This is a genomic window from Sphingomonas sp. Leaf30 (assembly GCF_001422525.1).
In the GTDB taxonomy this organism is placed as follows: Bacteria; Pseudomonadota; Alphaproteobacteria; order Sphingomonadales; family Sphingomonadaceae; genus Sphingomonas; species Sphingomonas aerolata.
This window is the reverse complement of record NZ_LMKZ01000018.1, coordinates 973,518-990,987: the sequence shown is the minus strand read 5'-3', so window position 1 is coordinate 990,987 and position 17,470 is coordinate 973,518. Positions and strand designations below refer to the sequence as shown.

The following is a 17,470-nucleotide window of genomic DNA, read 5'->3' as shown; positions in this document are numbered from 1 at the left end:
AGCCCAGCACTGCTGCGCCCGGAACCGCCCCTCACCCCAAGCCCTCTCCCCGAGGGGAGAGGGAGTTAGAAGAATGCCCGACCACGCCACCTCCTCCTCCCCCGCCGTCCAGGCGCAGCTCGACCGGCTGACCGCGCTGTCGCCCGGCGCCGACATCCTCGGCCTCGAGCGCATCACCGCGTTGCTGTCGCGGCTCGGCGACCCGCATCTGTCGCTGCCGCCGGTGTTCCATGTCGCGGGCACCAACGGCAAGGGATCGACCTGCGCGTTCCTGCGCGCCGCGATCGAGGCGGCGGGGCTCGACGTCCATGTCTATTCGAGCCCGCACCTCGTCCGCTTCAACGAACGCATCCGCCTCGCCGGCCGACTGATCGAGGACGACGCGCTCGCCGCGCTGCTGTCCGACGTGCTCGACCACGCCGCGGACCTGCAGGCGAGTTTCTTCGAGGTCACCACCGCCGCCGCCTTCCTCGCCTTCGCGCGGACGCCCGCCGCGGCGACGATCGTCGAGGTCGGGCTGGGCGGCCGGCTTGACGCGACCAACGTCATCCCGAACCCCGTCGTCACCGGCATCGCCGCGCTCGGGATCGACCATCAGGCGTTTCTCGGCGACACGCTGCTCGCGATCGCGGGCGAGAAGGCGGGTATCGCCAAGCGCGGCGTGCCGCTGGTGACGATGGACTATGCCCGCCCGCTGCGCGCCCGGATCGCGGGAATCGCCGAGGCGGCGGGCGCCCCCGTCCTCGCGCGCGGCACCGCCTGGACGAGCGGGACGACGCGCACGGCGATGCGCTACACCGATGCGGACGGCACGCTCGTCACCAACCGCCCGCGGCTGGTCGGCCTGCACCAGTCGCGCAACCTCGCGCTGGCGATCGCGATGCTGCGGCATCAATCCGCGCTCGCCATCCCCGACGCGGCGATGCGCGCCGCCGCGGACGCCGCGCACTGGCCCGCGCGGATGCAGCGGCTGTCCAACGGCCCGCTCCATGCGCGGCTGCCCGCCGGCAGCGACCTGTGGCTCGACGGCGCGCACAATCCCAATGCCGCGCAGCCGGTCGCGCGCGTGCTGCGGACGCTGGCGGCAGGGCGTCCCGCGACGCTCGTACTCGGCATGCTCGCGAACAAGGATGCCGACGCGGTGCTCGACATTCTCGGCCCGCAGGTCGGCCACGTCGTCGCGCTCCCCGTCCCGGGTCATGCGCATCACGCCCCCGACGCGCTGGCGGCGATCGCCCGCCGCGCCGGGTGCAGCGCAGAGACCGCCGCCAGCCCCGCAGAGGCGCTCGACCGCATCGCCGCGCAGGGTGACGCACCGCAGTTCGTGCTGATCGCCGGTTCGCTCTATCTCGCGGGCCAAGTGCTCGCGGCAAACGACGAGTTGCCGCACTGACCCCTTATTGCTATTGACTATCAATAACGAACAAGCGACCTTGGTTCTGTAACCACGGAGTCGCGTATATGACCGATGCCAACCGCTTTGCCGGCACGACGCTTGCCAGCATGACGACGGTGCTGCCGCATCCGCTGCCGCCCTGCGAGAATGCGCGAATCGCGCTGTTCGCGATGCGGCGGATGGGTGCGAACGGGCTTGGCGACGCGCGCGCCGCGCACACGCTGTTCACCGCCTTCGGACAGGGGTTTCGCCGGCCGCTGATCCTGATGCGCGCATTGATGGCCGATCTCGCGGGCAGCGCGGCGGGGACGATCGCGATCGCACCGTGCTGCTGCGCGCGGATGACGCCGGCGGAGGCGGCGTTGCTGTCGATCCTCGCGCGGGTGGAGACCGCGCCCGACACCGCGCGGCTGCTGATGACCGACCTGCTCGGCGTCCGCCGTGTCGACGGCGTCCTCACCAGCGCCGCCGCAGTCGCCGCCGCCTTTGCGGACGAGGGGCGCCCGGTTACGGGTTGAGCCGGGCTAGACCGGCTCGCCCGCGCGTGCGTCGCCTTCCCCCTCGACGCCGGCGCTGCCGATCGAGCGATCGATCATGCCCGAACGGCACATCCACCAGAACAGCGCCACGCCCGGGAGGGCGAGCGCCGTCGTCAGCAGATAGAAGTCGACATAGCCGATCGCCTCGATCAGCGCGCCCGCCGTCGTGCCCGTGACGATCCGGCCGACGATGCTGGCGGCCGCCGAAATCAGCGCGAACTGGGCAGCGGTGAAGCGCAGGTCGCACAGCGCGGAGAAATAGGCGATGACCACGACTCCGCCAAAGCCGCTTGCGGCATTCTCGAAACCGATCGCGGCCGCCATGCCGAGATTGGAATGGCCCGATGCCGCCAGCGCCGCGAACGACAGGTTCGATACCCCCATCAGCACCAGCGACAGCAGGACGGACCGCTTCATGCCCATCCGCGCATAGAGGATACCACCGATCAGGATCCCGACGAGATAGGCGATGAAGCCGATGCCGACGTCATAGAAGGCGATCTCGTCGCCGGTGAAGCCCAGATCGTCGAACAACAGTCGCAGCGTCAGGTTCGCCAGCGTGTCGCCGACCTTGAAGATCAGGATGAAGGCGAGGACGACGAACGCGCCCTCCCGCGAAAAGAACTGGACGAAAGGCCCCCAGATCGCCCGAAGCCCCTCGGCAAGGCCGCGGCGTTCGATCGTCGGACGACGGCGCTGCGGCTCGCCGAGCACTAGCCCGGCAATGACCGCAGGCAGTGCGAACATGGCGCAGGCGAGATAGGCGGCGCTCCATCCGGCCCGCTCGGCCACGACCAGCGCCAGCGCACCCGCCCCTGCCGAGCCGATCCGCCAGCCATATTGGCTCATGCCGGACCCGATGCCGAGTTGCCGCGGCTCGAGGATCTCGATCCGGAACGCGTCGATCACGATGTCGAACGTCGCCCCGGCTGCGCCGACCAGGATCGCGGCGGTGGCGGTCTGCGCGATGCTCGCCGCCGGATCGACCAGAGCGAGATTGACCAGCGCCGCGACGACCAGCGCTGCGGTCAGGATCAACCACGATACCCGCTGCCCCAGCCGGCCGATCACGGGCAACCGCACGCCGTCGACCATCCAGGCCCAGAGGAATTTGAGGTTATAGACGAGGAAGGCGAGACTGAACGCGGTCACCGTCTTCTTGTCGATGCCGCTTGCCGCGAGGCGCGTCGTCAGCGTCGCGCCGATCATCGCATAGGGAAAGCCCGACGAGATCCCCAATGCCAGTGCCGCCAGCGGCGCTCGCTCGAAATAGGGCCGCACGCCGTCACCCCAGCTCTTGGCTGCCATCTCGTCCATCGCCCTACGCTCCCACTCACTTGGGCGGGACCCTAGCGGCAATTTGCGGATGCGCTACCCGTCAGCCGATCAGGCCGCCGCGCGCGCCGTCAGACGGGCGCGCTGAACAGCCGCAGGCCCGAAGGCAGCTTCTTCGGCTCGCTCCCCGCCATCCGCGCCTCGATCGCCGCGATCGCGGCGAGCAGGTCGCGCTGCGAATAGGGTTTGGAGAGACAGCCCGCGGCCAGCGTCGTCGCCTCGACCGGGCAGTTGCCCGTGACGAACAGCACCGGCACCCCGCGTTCGAGCGCTGCCCGCGCGACGTCGAGCCCCGATCCGTCGCTCAGGCTGACATCGGCAAGGATCAGGTCGATCGCGGACTCGCTTTCGATCACCGCCAATGCATCGCTGACCCGGTCGACCGTCGCGACCACGGTGAATTTCGATTCGGTCAGGAAATATTCGGTGTCGAACGCGACCAGCGGTTCGTCCTCAACAACCAGCAAGCGGATGATCAGCCGCTTCTTCTTTGCGAACAGCATCGACATCACGCCCCTTCGCGCAACGAATGGTCGTTACGCCCATGCGACATAACGCACCGCACCACGAAGGGACGCAAATATTTTCGCGCTGCACCCCGATCCATAGTATCAGCCGCGCCATGACGACTTCAAAAGACGATAACCCGACTGCCAGCCCGTCGAACGACGCGCCCGCAACAGCTCCTGCAGCCCCTATCAAGGGCGACCGCATCGCCAAACTGCTTGCCCGCGCGGGCGTTGCGTCGCGCCGCGACATCGAACGGATGATCGCCGAGGGGCGCGTCGCGCTCAACGGCACCACGCTCGACACGCCCGCGACGATCCTGCGCAACCTTGCCGGCGTCACCGTCGACGGCGATCCGGTCGAGGCGCCCAGCGCGGCGCGGCTTTTCCTCTATCACAAGCCGACCGGTCTGCTCGTCACCGAGCGCGATCCCGCGGGCCGGACGACGATCTACGACCGCCTGCCGCGCGAACTGCCGCGACTCGTCCCCGTCGGCCGGCTCGATCTCAACACCGAGGGGCTGTTGCTGATGACCACCGACGGTGGCCTCAAGCGCCAGCTCGAACTCCCCGCGACCGGCGTCGAACGCGCCTATCGCGCCCGCGCCTATGGCAACATCACCCAGCCGCAGCTCGAGGAGCTGATCGAGGGGATCGAGATCGAGGGCGTCCGCTACGGCTCGATCAACGCCAATATCGAACGCCGCACCGGCGCGAACGTCTGGATCGAGATGATCCTGACCGAGGGCAAGAATCGCGAAGTCCGCCGCGTGCTCGAACATCTGGGTCTCCAGGTCTCGCGCCTGATCCGCACCCGCTACGGTCCGTTCGTGCTCGGTGATCTCGCCCCCGGCCAGATCGGCGAAGTGCTCCAGCACGACGTCGTCGCTTTCCAGAAGGAGCTCGCGCGCGGCAAGCCCGAGGGCCCCGGCGCGCGTCCGAACATCGGCATCAGCGCCAGTGCCGGCGCGGGTGCGGGGATCGGCGCCAAGTCGCCCCAGCGCGGCGCCAATGCGCCCCGCCCCGCCCCCTCGGCCCGGCCCGCGACCGCGGCACCGCGCCAGCCCGCGCGCAGCCCCTATGCGGCGCCGGCCAGCTCGGGCTTCTCAAGCGGCGCAGCACCGGTCGATCGTGCCGCCCGGCCCGCCCGCCCGGCCCGGCCCGAGCGCATCCGCCCGACCGCGGCGATGGTCCGCGGCGACGTCACCGATCCCTGGGCCAGCCCCGATGCGCGCGGCGGCAATCGTGCGGCCGCGACGCATCACGCCCAGCCGACCGGCGCCGGCACCGGTCGCCCGACCTATCGCCAGGAGCGCGCGGACCGCGGCGAGGAGCTGAGCACCAGCCCCAAGATCAAGCATTTCCGCGCCGCCAAGCCGCCCCGCGACCGCGCCGCCCCGACCCGCGTCGGCGGCGGGGGCAGCGCCGGCACGACAGCCCCGCGCCGTCCCGACTCGCCCCAGCGCCAGGACCAGCAACGCGGCTTTCGCCCCCAGACGGACGACTCCCGCGCGCGGACCGGTCTCGACAAGCGTGCCGCGCGCAGTGCCGCCGGTCGCCCCGGCGCGGATCCCCGCCCGCCGCGCGACGCCGCACCGCGCCCCGAACGCGGCAGCCGTCCGCCCGCACCCGGCAAGGGACCATCAGGGGGGCGCGGTCACCCGCCCCGCGCACCACGCGGAGGTAAACGCTGATGCGGATCATCGCAGGCCAGTATCGCGGTCGCCAGATCGTCGCGCCCAAGGGTGACGCGACCCGCCCGACCGCCGATCGCATGCGCGAGGCGCTGTTCTCGATGCTGACCAGCCGGGTCGGCAGTTTCGAAGGCCTCGCGGTCGCCGATCTCTTCGCGGGCTCGGGCGCGCTCGGGATCGAGGCCTTGTCGCGCGGTGCGGGGTCGTGCCTGTTCGTCGAGCAGGACAAGCCCGCGCTCGATGCGCTGAAGGCCAATCTTGCCAAGCTCGGCATTCGCGGCGACGTCCGCGCAACCTCGGTGATGGCGATGGGCCCCGCGCCCGCGCCGCTCGACATCATCCTGATGGATCCGCCCTATGACACCGGTGCGGGCCTCGTCGCGCTCGACAAGCTCGCCCGGCTCGGCTGGACCAGCCCGGCGACGTGGATCAGCCTCGAGACTGCGAAGGCGGAGGTCGTCGAACTGGCGGGCTTCGAGGTCGACGCCACCCGCGTCCACGGCAAGGCGCGGCTGACGCTGCTGCGGCCCGCCTGACGTAACGGTCTCCCGCGCAAGCGGGAGACCCCGTCCTATACGGTGGCGCGGCGCCCGACGATCAGCAGCCCGCCAAGGCTCAGCACCCCCGCGGCCATCAGATACACCCCGACCAGCCCAAGCCCGCGCGGCGCGAGCGCCTCCGCCACGATCGGCGCGAGCGCGCCGCCGAGCACGCCGCCAAGGTTGAACGTCATCGACACGCCGGTATAGCGCACCCCCGCCGGAAACAGGCTCGGCAGCCACCCGCCGAGCGGGCCATAGGCGAACCCCATCACGAACAGGGCGCCCGACAACCAGAGCGACACCGTGACCAGCGATCCCGATCCCAGCATCGGCCCCATCAGCGCGCCGACGACGATACAGCCCGCAAACCCGACGCTGAGCATCCGCGCCGCCGTATACCGATCCGCCAGCACGCTCGCGAGGATCACCCCCGCCGCCAGGAACCAGATCGCGACCAGCTCGACGCCAAGGAACGCCTCGCGCGAATAACCGAGCGTCTTGGTGCCGTAGCCGAGCGCGAACGCGGTCGCGAGATAGAAGAGCGCGAAACACGCGATCACCCCGAACGTGCCCGCCAGCGTCGCGCGCAGATGCCGCGTCAGCAGCTCGGCGATCGGCACGCGCGGGATCGCCTCAGTCTGCTCCGCTTCCAGAAACGCGGGCGTCTCGGTCAGCTTCAGCCGCACCCACAGCCCCAACCCGACCAGCACCGCGCTAACCAGGAACGGGATCCGCCACCCCCAGGCAAGGAACTGCGCCTCGTCGAGGACCAGGCCGATGATCAGGAACAGTCCGTTGGCGGCGAGAAACCCGACCGGCGCGCCGAGCGGCGGGAACATCCCGAACGTGTTGCGGCGGTGCGGCGGCGCATTCTCGACCGCGAGCAGCGCGGCGCCACCCCATTCGCCGCCCAGCCCCAGCCCCTGCCCCAGCCGCATCAGGCAGAGCAAGGCCGGCGCCCACCAGCCGACCTGCGCATAGGTCGGCAGGAACGCGATCGCGACGGTCGATCCACCCATCAGCAGCAGCGAGGCGACCAAGGTCGACTTGCGTCCGACCCGGTCGCCGAAATGCCCGAACAGCACCGCGCCCACCGGCCGCGCGACGAACGCCAGCCCGAACGTCGCATAGCTCAGCAGCAGCTGCGCCGACGCCGACTGGCCCGCGAAGAACAGCGGCCCGAACACGAGCGCCGCCGCGGTCGCGTAGATGTAGAAGTCGTAGAATTCGACCGCGGTGCCGACCAGGCTGGCGGCGAGGATGCGGCGGCTGGACCTAAGCGTGCTCATGCCGCGTGCATCGCCGCCCGCCGCCGCCCCGTCAATCGCGCGCTCGGCTTTAGCGCCCCAAGGCGTGCGCAACCCCGAGCAGCATCCAGTACAGCCCGCCCGACAACAGCATCGCGACCGGCAGCGTCATGATCCACGCCAGCCCCATGTTCACCAGCGTCCGCCGCTGCAGCCCGCCGCCATTGGCGACGCTCGCGCCCGCAACGCCCGACGACAGGATATGCGTCGTCGACACGGGCAGGCCGAACCGGTCCGCCATCAGGATCGTCGCCGCCGCGACCAGCTCTGCCGAGGCACCCATGCCATAGGTCAAATGCGACTTGCCGATCCGTTCGCCGACGGTGACGACGATCCGCTTCCACCCGACCATCGTGCCGAGCCCGAGCGCGAGCGCGACCGTGACTTTCACCCAGATCGGGATGTAGCGCGTCCCCTGCTCCAGCCCGCCGCCATAGGTTTTCAGCTCCGTGATCTCCTGCGCGGTGAAGCGCGCCTGCGCGGTCTTGTCCGCCGCGACCAGCTTGGTCGTGTCGAGCACGAGGTACATGTCGTTGCGCAGGTTCGACGTCGCCGCCGCGGGGACCTTGCCGAGCGAGCCATAGCCCTCGATCCGGCGGGTGACGTCGTTCGACAGCGTGGCCAGCGCGCCATAGACGACGGGCTCGGCGACCTGCTTGGATTTCAGCGCGGTGGTGACGCGCGCGCGGGCGGCCTCGACCGTCGAAGGCGTGCCGTCGGCATGCGCGGCATAGGCCGACGACGCCGCGCGGGCGCTCTGTACGAACGCCGGCGTCGCGCTTTCGGGCATCGTCCGGTTCAGCGCATAGGCGGTCGGCGCGCAGCCGATCAGGATGAGCATGATCAGCCCCATCCCCTTCTGGCCGTCATTGCTGCCATGCGCAAAGCTGACCGCGGTGCAGGTGCCGATCAGCAGCGCACGGATCCCGCGCGGCGGCGGCGTATCGCTCTCGGGCGCCTCGTACAGCTTGCGGTCGCGCAGGAAGCGCTTCATCACCAAGAGCATCAGCAGCGCGCCGACAAAGCCGACCACCGGGCTGAACGCGAGCGCGGAGAGCACCTTGGTCACCTGCGCCATGTCGACGCCCGACGTGCCGTCCGCGCCGCCGTTGAGCAGCTGGTTGGCGAGCCCGACGCCGAGGATCGAGCCGATCAGCGCATGGCTCGACGAATTGGGCAGCCCGACCGCCCAAGTTGCGAGGTTCCACAGGATCGCCGCGAGCAGCAGCGCGAAGATCATCGCGAACCCGCCCGCGCTGCCGACGTTGAGGATGAGGTCGACCGGCAGCAGCGTGATGATCGAATAGGCGACCGCACCCGACGACGTCATCACGCCGACGAAGTTGAAGAAGCCCGACCAGACCACCGCGAGCGGCGCGGGCATCGAATGCGTGTAGATGACCGTCGCGACCGCATTGGCGGTGTCGTGGAAGCCGTTGACGAATTCGAACCCGAGCGCGATCAGCAGCGCGAGCCCGAGGAACGCGAACGCACCGACCGCGAGCGTCTCGCCGACCTGCGCGGTATCGGTGGCGATGCTGAACCCCGCATAGGCCAGCCCCCCCAGCAATATTGCCAGAAAGATCCAGCGCCCGGCCGGATGCAGATCATGATCGAGCCGCGGTCCGCTGCGCGGTGCGCGGTCGATCGCGTCGACCGTTAATGGGGAAGTAGCCATGATCGCGCAGTCGGCCCTAACGATTACAACTTTATGACAGCGCGATGCATCGCCGCGCGGCGATACCAGAATGACACAGTGACGAACCCCGCGCAGCGCGCGACCGCCCATGATCCTCCCCCGCCGGGGGGGCAGGTACAGCCTGACGGCGGGGGAGGACCGCCGCGCCTCTGACAGAGCGGTCCTCCTTCAATCGCGCACCCGAGTAGAGCGCGAAGACGCTACCCCGTCACCGCCCCGCGAGGCTTGCCAGCTGCGTCCCGTTGCGCGTCAGCAACGCGGCAGTCTGGACCGTGGCGTCCTGCATCATTTCCGCGCGGCACCGGCGCGACTCGGCAAAGGCATTCAGCCCGCCGGTCCGCGGGGCGCAGGTCCGGTTGACCGCCGACTGCACGCGACGCGCGAGCACGCGCCGCCCGGCGTCGCTGGCCAGGTCGAGCCCGGCATGCGAGACACGGATCGTGACGGGGTCGCGCACCGGATCGGCGGCAGCGCCGGTCGCAAAAAGGCACGCGGAAACGATCGCCGCCGAAGCGACGCTGTGGAGGATCTTCATGATGACGTCCTTTGCTGGTCCTGCGGTCCGCAGGCACACCGCCTGCGTGCGACTATGGCTGACCGTCGGGAGAACCGTCTCTGCGCGGCCTCTCCGACGAAGACCCTCGTCGCTGCGCACGCCCTACGCCCGGATCGTTACGCTCCCGCGACGGTTTGGCGACGGTTCGTCGGTCGCCCCGCGATTTCGATCACCCCGCACCTGGGTGGCGACCGAACGCGCGCTCACATCCCCGGATAGCGCGCGAATTCGGGCAGGCTCGCCAGGTCCGCCATCCACGCCAGCCGCTCCGCGACCTGGATTTGCGCGCCCGGTGTGACCGACTCGGGATCGTCGAGCGTGCACGACTGGATGTCGATGATCCCCGGCAGCGCGACCGGGTTGGTGTAGAACAGCCCCGTCCCGCACGTCCCGCAAAACTGCCGCCGCCCGTGCTCGGACGACGCATAGGTCACCGGATCGCCCGAGATCGTCACCTGCTCGGTCGCGAACGCGATCCAGCCGACCATCGGCGCGCCTGCGCTTCGGCGGCAATCCTCACAGTGGCACAGCGCATGATGCGCCGCCTCGCCCGTCGCGACATAGTGGATCGCTCCGCAGTGGCATCGTCCCGACAACATGCACGCCTCCTGTTGATATTCTCGATTTGTTCCACATATCGCTGCGCCGTGCAAGCCTTAGCCGCTTGCCCGATCGCGCCCCGTTCCCTACCTGTTCACCGGTGAACCAGATCGCCCATCCGTCCGACGCAAACCGCCAGCCGCCCTATCTCCGCGGCCTCAACGATCCCCAGCGCGAGGCGGTGCTGACCACCGACGGCCCCGTCCTGATCATCGCCGGCGCAGGCACCGGCAAGACCGCGGCGCTGACCGCGCGACTCGCGCATCTGATCTTCACCAAGAAGGCGTGGCCATCGGAGATCCTCAGCGTCACCTTCACCAACAAGGCCGCACGCGAGATGCGCGAGCGCGTCGGGCGCCTCGTCGGCGACGCGGTCGAGGGGATGCCGTGGCTCGGTACCTTCCACGCGATCGCCGCCAAGATGCTGCGCCGCCATGCCGAGCTCGTCGGGCTGCAGTCCAATTTCACGATCCTCGACACCGACGACCAGTTGCGGTTGCTCAAGCAGCTCATCCTCGCCGCCGATATCGACGAGAAGCGCTTCCCGACGCGCAGCCTCGCCGGGCTGATCGACCAGTGGAAGAACAAGGGCCTCGTCCCCGCCGATATCGATGCGGGCGAGAGCGAGCGCTACGCCAATGGTCGCGGCGGCGAGCTGTACGAACAATATCAGACCCGGCTGCGCGCGCTCAACGCGTGCGATTTCGGCGACCTGCTGCTCCACATGCTCGTCATCCTGAAGACGCACCGCGACGTGCTGGCGCAGTATCAGCAGCGCTTCAAATACATCATGGTCGACGAGTATCAGGACACCAACTCGTCGCAATATCTCTGGCTGCGGCTGCTCGCGCAGGAGCGCAAGAACATCGCCTGTGTCGGCGACGACGACCAGTCGATCTATTCGTGGCGCGGCGCGCAGGTCGAGAACATCCTGAAGTTCGAGCGCGACTTTCCGGGTGCGAAGGTCATCCGCCTCGAACAGAATTACCGCAGCACGCCGCACATTCTCGGCGCCGCGAGCGGCGTGATCGCCAACAATGGCGGACGCCTCGGCAAGCAGCTCTGGACCGAGCTCGACGTCGGCGAGAAGGTCAAGGTCATCGGCGTCTGGGACGGCCCCGAGGAAGCGCGCCGCGTCGGCGAGGAAATTGAGAGCGTCCGTCGCACGGGCAAGAGCCTCGACGAGGTCGCGATCCTCGTCCGCGCGCAGCACCAGACGCGCGAGTTCGAGGATCGCTTCATCGCGATCGGCATGCCGTACAAGATCGTCGGCGGCTTCCGCTTCTACGAACGCGCCGAGATCCGCGACGCGCTCGCCTATCTCCGCGTCGTCAACCAGCCGGCGGACGACCTCGCCTTCGAACGCATCGTCAACGTCCCCAAGCGCGGGCTCGGCGACAAGGCGGTCGCGCGCATCCACCAGCTCGCGCGCGCCACCGGCACCCCGCTGACCACCGCCGCCGCGCGCATCCTCGACACCGACGAGCTGACCGGCGCTGCAAAGAAGTCGCTCGGCCGCCTCGTCGGCGACATCGCGCGGTGGCGCGACATGGCGACCAGCCTGCCCCACGCCGAACTCGCCCGCCAATTGCTCGACGAGAGCGGCTACACCGCAATGTACCAGGCCGAGAAATCGGTCGAGGCGACCGGCCGGCTCGAGAATTTGAGCGAACTCGTCCGCGCGATGGAGGAATATGATTCGCTCGGCGCGTTCCTCGAACATGTCTCGCTGGTGATGGACAATGAGGGCGGCGCGCAGGATCCGCAGGTCACGATCATGACGATCCACGCCGCCAAGGGCCTCGAATACGACACCGTCTTCTGCGTCGGCTGGGAGGAAGGACTTTTCCCCTCGCAGCGCTCGCTGGACGAGGGCGGCGTCAAGAGCCTCGAGGAGGAACGCCGCCTCGCCTATGTCGCGATCACGCGCGCACGGCGCCTCGCGGTGATCCTCCACGCCGCCAATCGTCGCATCTACGGCCAGTGGAATTCGTCGATCCCCTCGCGTTTCGTCGCCGAACTGCCCGACGAGCATACCGACACCGAGACGACGATGTCGGGCGGCGCGAGCCTGTGGCAGGCCAATTGGTCCGACCGCGCCGACCCGTTCGCCGACGTCGCACGCGGCACCGGCCGCGGCCCCGGCTGGCAGCGCGCCGCCACCCCCGGCGGCGGCTTCTCGACCAAACCGGCCCGCGTCGTCGAAAGCCGGTCCAGCGCGATCAGCCTCGGCAACAAGGGTCGCGACGACCTGTCGCTCGGCCAGCGCGTGTTCCACCAGAAATTCGGCTATGGCGCGATCGCCGAGATCGAGGGCAACAAGCTCGAGATCGACTTCGAACAGGCCGGCCGCAAGCGCGTCATGGACAGCTTCGTCACGATCGCGCCGTAGGACGACCGGTCGGCGCCAACCTGTACGGGAGCCGACAACCCCGTTCAGGAACGATGCCGAACTAGGATCGTATCGTCCTTCCAGCCCGATCTCGGGCAAGAGGACACCTCATGAAGTTTACGCATCTCATCGCCGCCGGGCTCGCCTTCGCCACGCTCGGCCTCGGCGTGGCCGCGCCCGCCGAAGCCCAGCGCGATCGGGGCCATAGCCAGCAGTATCGCGACAACGATCACCGCGGTGATCACCGTGCCGATCGTCGCGACTATCGCCGCAACGACCATCGCGGCCGCCACGACGGTCGCCGCTTCCGCGGTCGCGACAATGATCGTCGCAACTGGAACAATAATCGCCGTTGCCGCACCGAATGGCGCAACCATCGTCGCGTCCAGATCTGTCGTTGACGAAAGCCGGGTGGCGGCGCGATGTCGCCACCCGTTACCGGGACACCTCACCGGGACACCCCCCCGTGCCACCCAACCGTGAAAGGATTTCGATCATGAAGCGTTCTCTCGGCCTCGCGACGATGATCGCCGCGACCTGCCTGTCCGCCGCCGCACCCGCCGTCGCGCAGACCAGTGCCGACAACGCCCGTTTCGCCGCCGCCCAGGCGCGCCTCGACAGCGAGTTGCAGATCTTCCGCGAGGAATTCGATCGCTACCAGTCGCTGCGCGGCAATCGTGGCGGCAGCTATGTTCCGCCGGCGCCGCAGGGCGGCTATCGCCAGGCACCCGACCGGTACGAAGGCGGCTACCCCGACGAACGCGACGAGGGCAATTACGACCCGGCCCGCGACTATCGCGTCGGCCCGAATTATCAGGAGCGCACCCTGTCCGCCAATGACCGCGTCTATGCGGGGCAGGACGGCCGCTATTACTGCAAGCGCAACGACGGCACGACCGGGCTGATCATCGGCGCGGCCGGTGGCGGCATCCTCGGCAACGTGATCGACGGCGGCCGCTCGCGGATCGTCGGTTCGCTGCTGGGCGCGGCCGCAGGTGGCCTTGCCGGCCGCGCGGTCGAGCAGAACAACAGCCAGATCCGCTGCCGCTGAGCGCGTGCGGCGACCGGGCGTCCATCACGCCCGCCGCCGTTCGCGCACCCTCCCCCGAAACCCCGTCATCCTGACGAAAGTCAGGATCCAGAGCCACGAGCGATACCGCCTCCGGCTCTGGATCCTGGATCAAGTCCAGGATGACGGGTCCCTTACTTCGCCGGCCCCATCAGCTTCTGCGCGAAATAGGTCATCTGCAGCGCCTGCATCCGCGCCCCCTGCTCGATGTCCGCATCCCCCGAATGCCCGCCCGCGGTATCCTCGTAGAAGAGGTACGGCAGGCCATATTCCTTCAGCCGCGCAGCAAACTTGCGCGCATGCTGCGGCCCGACGCGGTCGTCCTTGGTCGTCGTCCAGATATAGGGCTCGGGGTAAGCGCCGCCGCGCTTGATGTTCTGATAGGGCGAGATCGTCTCGAGAAACGCCTTCTCCGCGGGGATCTTCACCGACCCATATTCGTCGACCCAGGACGCGCCCGCGGCGATCTGTTCGTAGCGGATCATGTCGAGCAGCGGCACCTGGATCGTCACCGCCTTCCACAGATCGGGATGCTGGTTGAACTCGACCCCCATCAGCAGCCCGCCATTCGACCCGCCATAGATGCCGAGCGTCGCCGGGCTGGTCAGCTTGCGCGCGATGAGGTCCTGCCCGACCGCGGCGAAATCGTCATAGATGATCTGCCGCTTGGTCTTGCGTCCCGCATCATGCCATTTCGGCCCGAATTCGCCGCCGCCGCGGATATTGGCGAGCACGAAGCTGCCCCCGCGCTCGAGCCACAATTTGCCCATCACCCCGGAATAATAGGGCGTCATCGACGATTCGAACCCGCCATAGGCGGTCATGATCGTCGGCGTGGTGCCGTCGAGCGGCACGTCCTTCCGGTGGACGATGAAATAGGGGATCTTCGTCCCGTCGGTCGACACCGCCTCGAATTGCTCGACGACGTCGCACGATGCATCGAACTTCGCGGGCAGCGCCTTGATCTGCTTGGCCACACCGCCAGGCCCCGCATCGAGCGTCCACAAGGTCGTCGGCGCGAGGAACCCCGTCACCTGCACGAACGTCGCGTTGCTGCGATCGGTCGTGCTCGCGACATCGACCGAGGCATTGTCGGGCAGCGCGACCGCGCGCGACGTCCAGCCCGCCTTGCCGTGCGTGAACACCATCGCCCGGCCGCGGACATTGTCATAGACGCCGGCGACCACGTGATCGCGCGTCACCGACACGCCGTCGACCGACTGGCGATCGGTCGGCGCGAAGACCAAAGCCGGCGTGAACCGGCCCTTGCGCACCTCGGCGAGCGGCGCCGAGGCGATCGCGCCGGCGGGGATCTGCCCCCACGCCTCGCTGGTCGAGAAGATCACCTGCCCGTCGACCATGCCTGAGGGAAAGACGCGGTCGGGAACGTCGAGCTTCACGAGCCCGGCCGGCGTAACGACATGCTTCTCGCCGCCGAAAAAGGTCGGGCGCCGCTGGATCATCGTCACGCGGTTGCCCTGCCCGTCGGTCATCACGCTGGCATAGGTGCCGAGCTGGTCCGACGCCTCGCCGCGAAAGATCTCGCGCGCGGCACTCAGCGGCTGGCCGCGCTTCACCTCCTTGACGACGAACGGATAGCCCGACGCGGTCATCGACCCCGCACCCCAGTCGCGCGCGACCAGCAGCGTGTCCTTGTCGACCCAGCTCGCGCCCTGCTTCGACGTCGACAGCGCAAAGCCGTTCGAAACGAACTGCCCGGTCTGCAGATCGAATTCGCGATACGACACCGCATCCTCGCCGCCCTCGGACAGCGAGACGAGGCACAGCCGCTCGTCGGGCTGGAGGCAGGTCGCGCCCTTCCACACCCATTTCTTGCCCTCGGCCTTGCTCAGCGCATCGAGGTCGAGCGCGGTCGTCCAGGCAGGATCGGCCTGCGCGTAGCCCGCCTCGCTCGTCCAGCGCCAAATGCCCTGCGGATGCTCGGCATCGCGCCAGAAATTGTAGATCCGGCCAAAGCGCTGGTCGGGCATCGGGATCCGGTCCTTCGCCGCCGCGATTGCCAGCGCCTCGGCATAGAAGCTCTTGTAGCGCGGATCGTTCTGCAACCGGGGAAGCGTCTTGGCATTCTCCGCCTCGACCCAGGCGAGCGGCTTGGCGCCATCCTTGTCCTCGAGCCAGATATAGGGGTCGGCGGCGGTGTCCGCGGCCGGGGTCGGGGTTGGGGTTGGGGTTGGGGTTGGGGTTGGGGTTGGGGTTGGGGTTGGGGTTGGGGTTGGGGTCGGGGCAGGCTTTGTGTTCGTCATCGGTGCGACTTGGGCGAGCACACTGCCCGCCGCAAGGCCGGCGCCGCCCGTCAATATCGTCGCCGCAAGCGCAGCCGTAAGAACCCGCATCGTCCATTTCCCCGAATAGCTTGGCGTCATTCATGACGGTGTCTATCGCGGTCCGCAATGCAGTCCGACCAGACAACGGCCCTGGATGGCCTTCCCAAGCCCCGCCGGTTCCTCGCGATCGCCGCCATCTCGGCGGGTACCGCGCTGACCATCATCGACGGCGGCGTCGCCAATGTCGCGTTGCCGACGATCGCACGCGATCTGGGCGTCGACAGCAGCGCGGTGGTGACCGTCGTCACCGTCTATCAGCTGATTCTGGCGATGGCGCTGCTCCCCTTTTCGGGGCTCGGCGACCGGATCGGGCTGAAGCGCATGTATCAATATGGCCAGCTCGTCTTCACCGTCGCGACCCTGCTCTGCTTCTTCGCCAAGAGCCTGCCCTTCCTGCTCGTCGTCCGCGCCGCACAGGCGCTCGGCGCGGCGGCGGCGCTCAGCGTCTCGTCCGCGCTGATCCGCTCGATCTACCCGTCGCAGCAGCTCGGCCGCGGGCTCGGCATCAATTCGGTGGTGGTGTCGAGTTCGGCCGCGCTCGCGCCGACGCTGGGCGGGCTGGTCCTCGCGGTCGCGCCCTGGCCCTGGGTCTTTGCCAGCGCGGTGCCGTTCGCGATCCTCAGCCTGGTCCTCGGGCGCGCCCTGCCCGATCCCAGCCCGCGGAGCGAACCGTTCGACGTGCTCGGCGCGGTCATGTGCGCGGCGATGATCGGGCTCGTCATCGGCGGGTCGGAGACCGCGGTGCACGGCGACAGCCCGGTGGTCTCGGCGGCGATCGTGCTGACCGGGGTGGCGATCGGCTGGATCTTCGTGCGTCGCGAGCGCGGCGAGACCAAGCCGATCCTGCCGATCGACCTGCTCGCCCGCCCCGTCCTCGCGCTGTCCGCGATCGGCGCCTATACCGCCTTCATCGCGCAGATGACGCTGCTCCTGTCGACGCCGTTCCGGCTGACCCAGGCTTACGGTTTTTCCGCGGCCGAGGTCGGCGCGGCGATCGCGCCATGGCCGCTCGCCAACATGGTCGTGGCGCCGCTGTCGGGATGGCTGTCGGATCGCTATCCCGCCGGGCTGCTCGGCGGCATCGGCATGGCCGTCTCGATCGCTGCGCTGCTGCTGCTCGCGTTCATGCCCGCCGATCCGAGCTATTTCGCCATCGCCTGGCGGATGGCGCTGTGCGGCTCGGGGTTCGGGATGTTCATGGCGCCGAACGCGCGGCTGATCATCGGCTCGGCCCCGCGCGAGCGCGCCGCCGCCGCCGGGGGGCTGATCTCGACGGTCCGGCTGGTCGGCCAGACGACCGGCGCCACCGTCGTCGCCGCGCTGCTCGCCATCGGGGTCGGCGCGGGCACGACGCCGCCGCTGGTCGCCGCCGGCATGGCGCTGGTCGCGGGCCTGTGCAGCGTGTCGCGCCTGCGCCCCTCGATCCGCAACCCGCCGATCGACGAGACGCGCGACGTCCAGCCCGCCGCGCAGGCGCGCTAGCCGCCAGT

15 protein-coding genes are annotated in these 17,470 nt (G+C 69.0%); 8 read left to right on the top strand and 7 right to left on the bottom strand.

Translation table 11 applies throughout. The features are described from left to right. The first annotated feature begins 73 nt into the window (after nucleotides 1–73). Both ASE89_RS18390 and ASE89_RS18385 read left to right on the top strand, forming a co-directional pair. A complete protein-coding gene (locus ASE89_RS18390; protein WP_056680531.1) occupies nucleotides 74–1,393 on the top strand; it encodes a bifunctional folylpolyglutamate synthase/dihydrofolate synthase in 1,320 nt (439 codons plus the stop codon). 68 nt (nucleotides 1,394–1,461) lie between these two features. Further along, nucleotides 1,462–1,914: a DUF6628 family protein gene (locus ASE89_RS18385; protein WP_056680526.1), complete on the top strand. Its 453-nt coding sequence runs from the start codon at nucleotides 1,462–1,464 to the stop codon at nucleotides 1,912–1,914. Nucleotides 1,915–1,920: 6 nt separating this feature from the next. Here the strand turns inward: ASE89_RS18385 and ASE89_RS18380 are convergent, their stop codons facing one another. Both ASE89_RS18380 and ASE89_RS18375 read right to left on the bottom strand, forming a co-directional pair. Further along, on the bottom strand, nucleotides 1,921–3,252 hold the full coding sequence (locus ASE89_RS18380) for an AmpG family muropeptide MFS transporter (protein ID WP_056680522.1): 1,332 nt from the start codon (nucleotides 3,250–3,252) through the stop codon (nucleotides 1,921–1,923). Between the two features lie 89 nt (nucleotides 3,253–3,341). Then, entirely contained in the window at nucleotides 3,342–3,773 is a 432-nt protein-coding gene (locus ASE89_RS18375) for a response regulator (RefSeq protein WP_031395459.1), read from the bottom strand. Nucleotides 3,774–3,892: 119 nt separating this feature from the next. Between ASE89_RS18375 and ASE89_RS21340 the strand changes: the two genes are divergently transcribed. Both ASE89_RS21340 and rsmD read left to right on the top strand, forming a co-directional pair. Continuing rightward, a complete protein-coding gene (locus tag ASE89_RS21340) occupies nucleotides 3,893–5,470 on the top strand; it encodes a pseudouridine synthase (RefSeq protein WP_056680520.1) in 1,578 nt (525 codons plus the stop codon). Beyond that, complete coding sequence (gene rsmD, locus ASE89_RS18365) at nucleotides 5,470–6,006, top strand: 16S rRNA (guanine(966)-N(2))-methyltransferase RsmD (protein ID WP_056680517.1); 537 nt, start codon at nucleotides 5,470–5,472, stop codon at nucleotides 6,004–6,006. Before ASE89_RS21340 ends, rsmD begins: the two co-directional genes overlap by 1 nt. Before the next feature lie 35 nt (nucleotides 6,007–6,041). On the opposite strand, the gene ASE89_RS18360 is transcribed toward rsmD, so the two are convergent. The 4 genes from ASE89_RS18360 to ASE89_RS18345 all read right to left on the bottom strand — a co-directional run bounded on the left by ASE89_RS18360 (nucleotide 6,042) and on the right by ASE89_RS18345 (nucleotide 10,173). Further along, nucleotides 6,042–7,301: an MFS transporter gene (locus tag ASE89_RS18360; protein ID WP_056680513.1), complete on the bottom strand. Its 1,260-nt coding sequence runs from the start codon at nucleotides 7,299–7,301 to the stop codon at nucleotides 6,042–6,044. A 49-nt stretch (nucleotides 7,302–7,350) separates the two neighbouring features. After that, on the bottom strand, nucleotides 7,351–8,997 hold the full coding sequence (locus ASE89_RS18355) for an inorganic phosphate transporter (protein WP_056680512.1): 1,647 nt from the start codon (nucleotides 8,995–8,997) through the stop codon (nucleotides 7,351–7,353). Between the two features lie 229 nt (nucleotides 8,998–9,226). Then, nucleotides 9,227–9,553, bottom strand: a complete 327-nt coding sequence (locus ASE89_RS18350; RefSeq protein ID WP_056680509.1) for a UrcA family protein — start codon at nucleotides 9,551–9,553, stop codon at nucleotides 9,227–9,229. Between the two features lie 224 nt (nucleotides 9,554–9,777). Continuing rightward, nucleotides 9,778–10,173, bottom strand: a complete 396-nt coding sequence (locus tag ASE89_RS18345) for a GFA family protein (protein ID WP_056680497.1) — start codon at nucleotides 10,171–10,173, stop codon at nucleotides 9,778–9,780. 101 nt (nucleotides 10,174–10,274) lie between these two features. On the opposite strand from ASE89_RS18345, the gene ASE89_RS18340 reads away from it, so the two are divergent. The 3 genes from ASE89_RS18340 (at nucleotide 10,275) to ASE89_RS18330 (ending at nucleotide 13,617) form a co-directional block, all read left to right on the top strand. Continuing rightward, nucleotides 10,275–12,566, top strand: coding sequence for an ATP-dependent helicase (locus ASE89_RS18340; RefSeq protein ID WP_416365655.1), 2,292 nt, complete (start codon nucleotides 10,275–10,277; stop codon nucleotides 12,564–12,566). A 110-nt stretch (nucleotides 12,567–12,676) separates the two neighbouring features. Continuing rightward, on the top strand, nucleotides 12,677–12,967 hold the full coding sequence (locus ASE89_RS18335) for a hypothetical protein (RefSeq protein ID WP_037530826.1): 291 nt from the start codon (nucleotides 12,677–12,679) through the stop codon (nucleotides 12,965–12,967). Nucleotides 12,968–13,062: 95 nt separating this feature from the next. Then, on the top strand, nucleotides 13,063–13,617 hold the full coding sequence (locus ASE89_RS18330) for a glycine zipper 2TM domain-containing protein (RefSeq protein ID WP_031440853.1): 555 nt from the start codon (nucleotides 13,063–13,065) through the stop codon (nucleotides 13,615–13,617). A 152-nt stretch (nucleotides 13,618–13,769) separates the two neighbouring features. On the opposite strand, the gene ASE89_RS18325 is transcribed toward ASE89_RS18330, so the two are convergent. Then, on the bottom strand, nucleotides 13,770–15,989 hold the full coding sequence (locus ASE89_RS18325) for a prolyl oligopeptidase family serine peptidase (RefSeq protein ID WP_236701858.1): 2,220 nt from the start codon (nucleotides 15,987–15,989) through the stop codon (nucleotides 13,770–13,772). A 57-nt stretch (nucleotides 15,990–16,046) separates the two neighbouring features. Here ASE89_RS18325 and ASE89_RS18320 point away from each other — a divergent pair, with 57 nt between their 5' ends. Further along, on the top strand, nucleotides 16,047–17,462 hold the full coding sequence (locus ASE89_RS18320; protein ID WP_056680495.1) for an MFS transporter: 1,416 nt from the start codon (nucleotides 16,047–16,049) through the stop codon (nucleotides 17,460–17,462). The last annotated feature ends 8 nt before the right edge of the window (nucleotides 17,463–17,470 follow it).

What these genes read in the sequence shown, in the direction of transcription:
- ASE89_RS18390 (WP_056680531.1), top strand. Translation starts at nt 74, where the DNA reads ATGCCCGACCACGCCACCTCCTCCTCCCCCGCCGTCCAGGCGCAGCTC.
- ASE89_RS18385 (WP_056680526.1), top strand. Translation starts at nt 1,462, where the DNA reads ATGACCGATGCCAACCGCTTTGCCGGCACGACGCTTGCCAGCATGACG.
- ASE89_RS18380 (WP_056680522.1), bottom strand. Translation starts at nt 3,252, where the DNA reads ATGGACGAGATGGCAGCCAAGAGCTGGGGTGACGGCGTGCGGCCCTAT.
- ASE89_RS18375 (WP_031395459.1), bottom strand. Translation starts at nt 3,773, where the DNA reads ATGCTGTTCGCAAAGAAGAAGCGGCTGATCATCCGCTTGCTGGTTGTT.
- ASE89_RS21340 (WP_056680520.1), top strand. Translation starts at nt 3,893, where the DNA reads ATGACGACTTCAAAAGACGATAACCCGACTGCCAGCCCGTCGAACGAC.
- rsmD (WP_056680517.1), top strand. Translation starts at nt 5,470, where the DNA reads ATGCGGATCATCGCAGGCCAGTATCGCGGTCGCCAGATCGTCGCGCCC.
- ASE89_RS18360 (WP_056680513.1), bottom strand. Translation starts at nt 7,301, where the DNA reads ATGAGCACGCTTAGGTCCAGCCGCCGCATCCTCGCCGCCAGCCTGGTC.
- ASE89_RS18355 (WP_056680512.1), bottom strand. Translation starts at nt 8,997, where the DNA reads ATGGCTACTTCCCCATTAACGGTCGACGCGATCGACCGCGCACCGCGC.
- ASE89_RS18350 (WP_056680509.1), bottom strand. Translation starts at nt 9,553, where the DNA reads ATGAAGATCCTCCACAGCGTCGCTTCGGCGGCGATCGTTTCCGCGTGC.
- ASE89_RS18345 (WP_056680497.1), bottom strand. Translation starts at nt 10,173, where the DNA reads ATGTTGTCGGGACGATGCCACTGCGGAGCGATCCACTATGTCGCGACG.
- ASE89_RS18335 (WP_037530826.1), top strand. Translation starts at nt 12,677, where the DNA reads ATGAAGTTTACGCATCTCATCGCCGCCGGGCTCGCCTTCGCCACGCTC.
- ASE89_RS18330 (WP_031440853.1), top strand. Translation starts at nt 13,063, where the DNA reads ATGAAGCGTTCTCTCGGCCTCGCGACGATGATCGCCGCGACCTGCCTG.
- ASE89_RS18325 (WP_236701858.1), bottom strand. Translation starts at nt 15,989, where the DNA reads ATGCGGGTTCTTACGGCTGCGCTTGCGGCGACGATATTGACGGGCGGC.
- ASE89_RS18320 (WP_056680495.1), top strand. Translation starts at nt 16,047, where the DNA reads ATGCAGTCCGACCAGACAACGGCCCTGGATGGCCTTCCCAAGCCCCGC.